The organism is Streptomyces sp. NPDC107517, assembly GCF_055582645.1.
Map to the genome: position 1 here is coordinate 1 of NZ_JBVJPM010000084.1, position 4,354 is coordinate 4,354.

Consider the following 4,354-nt stretch of genomic DNA (forward strand, 5'->3'; position numbering starts at 1 on the left):
GTGTCAATCCCCCCGAATCGTGGAGACCTTCTCATGCAGCCAGCTCCTCGTTGAGGCTGGCCCAGTAGTCGCGTTCGTAGTCGATCGGGCTCGCGAAACCGCACACGCTGTGTAGCCGTCGTGTGTTGTAGAAGTCGGTAATCCAGGTCGCGATCCGGATCCGTGCCTCGGTGCGGGTGGCGAAGGCGTGCCGGTGGACGTACTCGACCTTGAGGACGCTGTTGAACGCCTCGCTGACGGCATTGATGCCCCTATGGATGTCAAGTGGCGTCTCGGGTTGCTTCCGTGGGGTGTGTGGCGGTGTTTGCGGGGACGATGAACCGGTAGATCTCTCGTGCGACGTACCTTTTGAGGCAGCGGATGATCTCGCGTTTAGTCTTGCCCTCCGCGAGGCGTCGCCGCAGGTAGTCCTGGGAAGGTCCCGCCCAGCGCAGGCGGCTGAGGACGATCCGGTAGAGAGCGGCATTGGCCTGGCGGTCGCCGCCCCGGTTGAGTCTGCGTCGCTGGGTCTTGCCGAAGGATGCCTCGACCGGACTGGTGCCGCACAGGGCGGCGAAGGAGGCTTCGCTGTCGAGGCGTTCGGGGTTGTCTCCGGCCGAGATGAGCAGGGCTGCTGCGGTGTCCGGGCCGACACCGTGGACGTTGAGCAGGCCCGGAGTGCTCGCCTGGATCGCTTCTGTTATCCGCTTGTTGAGGTCGTTGATCTCCTCGGTCAGGTTCTGGATGCGGCGGGCCAGCAGTCCCAAGGTGTGACGCGCGGCGTCTGCCGGCCCGGAAATCTCCGGCTTCGCGAGTGCGGCGCACTGCTGGAACAGCTTCGGGTTGCTCAGCCCTGCCAGGGACTCGCGAAGTCCGGCGTCAGCGCAGACCAGGACGCTTTTGAGCTGGTTGATGGCCTGGGTCCTGGACTTGATCGCGGACCCCTTCGCCAGCTTGAACAGCCGCAGCATCTCCACCGGGCCGTCGCTGGTCTTCGCCGCGGCGGTGGCACGACCGGACAACACAGCACGAGCAGCTGCTTCGGCATCGATGGCGTCGGTCTTGCCGTGGCGCCGTCGGGCGGCCTTGTCGGGCTGGTTGACCTCGGTCACCTCGATGCCCTCGGCCTGCAGGTGCCGCGTCAGAGCTGCCCCGTAGGATCCGGTGCACTCGACTCCGGCTCGCCGCAGCACGCCGAAGGAGCGTGCCCAGGAGAGGAGTTGACGATACCCCTCTGCGGTGGCCGGGAAGCTGCGGCCGTCCAGAGCGGCGCCGAGCGTGGTGATGACGGCCGCGGCGTGGATGTCCTTGTGGGTGTCAACGCCGAGCAGGATGTCCTCCTCGGAGTTGGACGGGACGTGACATGGGGCCGTGGGCTGCGTGATGCTGGTCAAGGTCGCCTGTCTCCTGATCGCCTCGGGTGCTGGTGGCCGTCGCCGGGCCGGGGCGGTCAAGACTGTGATGGTGCCTGTCGCGAAGGCCCCTAATCCTGTGTGAAGGCGCTCCCGAAACACTCCGATTGAGTTTCCGGGGGGCCTGACGTGACAGACACCTGGATCCCCCCGGGCCTGTTAGGCCTTCTCAAAGAGCGGTGCTGCCACGTGGTGGGTTTCGTGGTGGTCGCGTGGGCGCCGGGCCGATCCTTGAAAGGCCCCTGGCCCGTCGAGGCCTCCCGATAGAGCAGGCCGCCCGGCGTCTTCGGGCCGCCACGAAACCCACCGGTGATCGTCGTTTTTTGCCGTCGTGGTACGAGCCCGCTCCAGGGTGACCTCTTCTTGATCTCCGCGAGCCGTGAGCTCTGGCACAGACGGGGGCCCCTGGGGTGCGCTGGTGTCGCGAATGGCTACTGAGATGGCGGACCATCAGAGTCCTGGGATTAGGGCGCCGCGTGACCCGCATGTGCTCGTGACCTGCGGAAACAGGCAAAGTTGGGAGACTGGGTTTGAGGATCTTCTGCGGCATAGACTGGGCAGAATCGCATCATGACGTCGCCCTGATCGACGACGCCGGCGAGCTGCTGGCCAAGCGCCGGATCAGCGACGACGCGGCTGGCTACCGGCTGCTGCTGGACCTGCTCGCCGAGCACGACGATAGTCCCGAGGAGCCCATCCCGGTCGCCATCGAGACCAGTCGTGGCCTGCTCGTGGCCACCCTGCGTACGGGCGTCCGGAAGGTGTTCGCGATCAACCCGCTCGCCGCGTCCCGCTATCGCGACCGCCACGGCGTCTCGCGCAAGAAGTCCGACCCGGGCGACGCCCTGGTCCTGGCGAACATCCTCCGGACCGACATGGCCGTGCACCGCCCCCTGCCGGCCGACTCCGACCAGGGCCGGGCCGTCACCGTCCTGGCCCGCGCCCAGCAGGACGCCGTCTGGAACCGCCAGCAGCTCGGCAACCAAATCCGCTCGCTCCTGCGCGAGTACTACCCCGCCGCGCTGGCCGCCTTCCAGAGCAAGCCCGGCGGCCTGGCCCGGCCGGACGCCCGCGCCGTGCTCGCCACCGCCCCCACTCCGGCCAGGGCGGCCCGGCTGTCGCTCGCCCAGCTGCGGGCCGCACTGAAGCGCGGAGGCCGCCAGCGGGGCATCGACGCCGAGGCCGAGCGACTGCGCGACGTCCTGCGGGACGACCACGCTCATCAGCCGCAGGCCATCGAGGACGCCTTCGGCCACCAACTCCTCGCCCTGCTGAAGCAGTTCGACGCGGCCTGCCAGGCCAGCGACGACCTCGCCCAGGCTACGGAGACAGCCTTCCGCGAGCACCCGGACGCCGAGATACTCCTCAGCTTCCCCGGCCTCGGCCCCCAGCTCGGCGCCCGCGTCCTGGCGGAGATAGGCGACGACCCCGACCGCTTCGCTGACGCCCGCGGCCTCAAGGCCTACGCCGGCTCCGCACCCATCACCCGCGCCTCCGGCAAGAAGCACTACGTCGGCAGGCGCATGGTGAAGAACAACCGGCTCATGCACGCCGGCTTCCTCTGGGCCTTCTCCTCACTCCAGGCATCGCCCGGAGCAGACGCCCACTACCGCCGCCGACGTGAACACGGAGACTGGCACGCCAGCGCTCAACGAAACCTCCTGAACCGCATGCTCGGCCAACTCCACCACTGCCTTCAGCACCGGCTCCACTTCGACGAACAACGTGCCTTCACCACGTCCCTCACGTCATCAATCACGGCTGCCAGTTGACTTCTTAGCTCGCTGAGATGTCTATCGGGACACGTCCTCTGCCCGGCGGCAGCGAGTACCGCTCCAGGCAGTGGCCGACAGATCAACGCCAAGGCAGCAACGCCAGTCGAAGCACGGGTCAGGCCACCGCCCGAAGCGGCACCCGATCATCCTCACAGTCGAAGCACGAGCCGACGCGCCCCATGGACTGGAAGGCACCCAACTTGCGGCAGGCCCGGCGGAATCTCCGTGAGCCGTATTCGCTTCCGCGGTCGCTGTGAAAGATCACTCCACGGACGTCGCCGCCGCGGGTGGCCGCGGCCATGTGCAACGCGGCGACCACCAGGTCGGCGTCGTGCCGCGGGCCCATCGCGTAACCGAGCAGGCGACGGGAGAACAGGTCGATGACCGTGGCCAGATACAACTTCCCGTCGCCGGTTTCGATCTCGGTCATGTCGCCGCACCAGACGAGGTCAGGGTCCTCGGCGGTGAAGTCGCGGTGCACGAAGTCAGGGGCGGCCAGTCGTTTGCCGGGCCGGGTCAGCCCTCGCCGGCGACGCACCTTGCGGGCCACCAGACCGAGCTCGGCCATGAGTTTGGCAATGGTGTTCACCGAGACACGCCAGCCCTGCCGCACCAGCTGGATCCAGATCTTCGGTGAGCCATAGGTGCCGCCGGAATCGGTGAACTCTTCGGTCACCGCCTCGGCCAGCTGCTGGCGGCGTACTTCCCGCCGGGTGGGCTTGCGGGTGCGGTGCTTGTAGAACCACGACTCGCTGACGCCCAACGCCCGGCACGAGACGCGGTGCGAAATGCCGTGCTCGGTCCTGAAGTCGCTGATCACCCCGACCACTTGGGCCGGGTCCGCCACGGCTACTTCACCCACAGGACCATGCAGCGTTTGAGCACATCACGCTCCATGCCCAGTTCCTTGTTGTCCCGCTTGAGCTGGGCATTCTCCCGCCTCAGCCGCTCCAACTCCTCGCTCCCGCCAGCCGGCCTCGTCCCGGCCTGCCGAGCCCGGGACACCCAGGTGGCCAGGGTCGTCTCGTTGATCCCCAGGTCATTCGCAACCTCGGCGATTGACTTCCCGGTCTCCGCCACGATCCGTACAGCCCCTCACGGAACTCCGGATCGAACTTCCGTCGCTTCTCCGCCATGACTCCCAACTTCCCCTGCAGCCATGGTCTTCACGCTACGAGGGGAGGGACA

At 67.5% G+C, this 4,354-nt stretch carries 5 protein-coding genes; 1 reads left to right on the top strand and 4 read right to left on the bottom strand.

The genetic code is table 11. From position 1 onward, the window contains the following. Nucleotides 1-31: 31 nt before the first annotated feature. Nucleotides 32-259, bottom strand: a complete 228-nt coding sequence (locus ACZ67T_RS46100) for an integrase core domain-containing protein (RefSeq protein WP_469993049.1) — start codon at nucleotides 257-259, stop codon at nucleotides 32-34. 1 nt (nucleotide 260) lies between these two features. Then, nucleotides 261-1,373 carry an IS110 family RNA-guided transposase gene (locus ACZ67T_RS46105; protein WP_469993043.1) on the bottom strand — a complete coding sequence of 371 codons (1,113 nt, stop codon included), beginning with the start codon at nucleotides 1,371-1,373 and terminating at the stop codon, nucleotides 261-263. A 548-nt stretch (nucleotides 1,374-1,921) separates the two neighbouring features. On the opposite strand from ACZ67T_RS46105, the gene ACZ67T_RS46110 reads away from it, so the two are divergent. Continuing rightward, nucleotides 1,922-3,163 carry an IS110 family RNA-guided transposase gene (locus ACZ67T_RS46110; RefSeq protein ID WP_469993044.1) on the top strand — a complete coding sequence of 414 codons (1,242 nt, stop codon included), beginning with the start codon at nucleotides 1,922-1,924 and terminating at the stop codon, nucleotides 3,161-3,163. Between the two features lie 118 nt (nucleotides 3,164-3,281). On the opposite strand, the gene ACZ67T_RS46115 is transcribed toward ACZ67T_RS46110, so the two are convergent. Then, nucleotides 3,282-4,013 carry an IS3 family transposase gene (locus ACZ67T_RS46115; protein ID WP_469993045.1) on the bottom strand — a complete coding sequence of 244 codons (732 nt, stop codon included), beginning with the start codon at nucleotides 4,011-4,013 and terminating at the stop codon, nucleotides 3,282-3,284. 2 nt (nucleotides 4,014-4,015) lie between these two features. Further along, nucleotides 4,016-4,246 (bottom strand): transposase, encoded by a 231-nt coding sequence (locus tag ACZ67T_RS46120; protein ID WP_469993047.1) that lies wholly within the window; start codon nucleotides 4,244-4,246, stop codon nucleotides 4,016-4,018. Nucleotides 4,247-4,354: the final 108 nt, after the last annotated feature.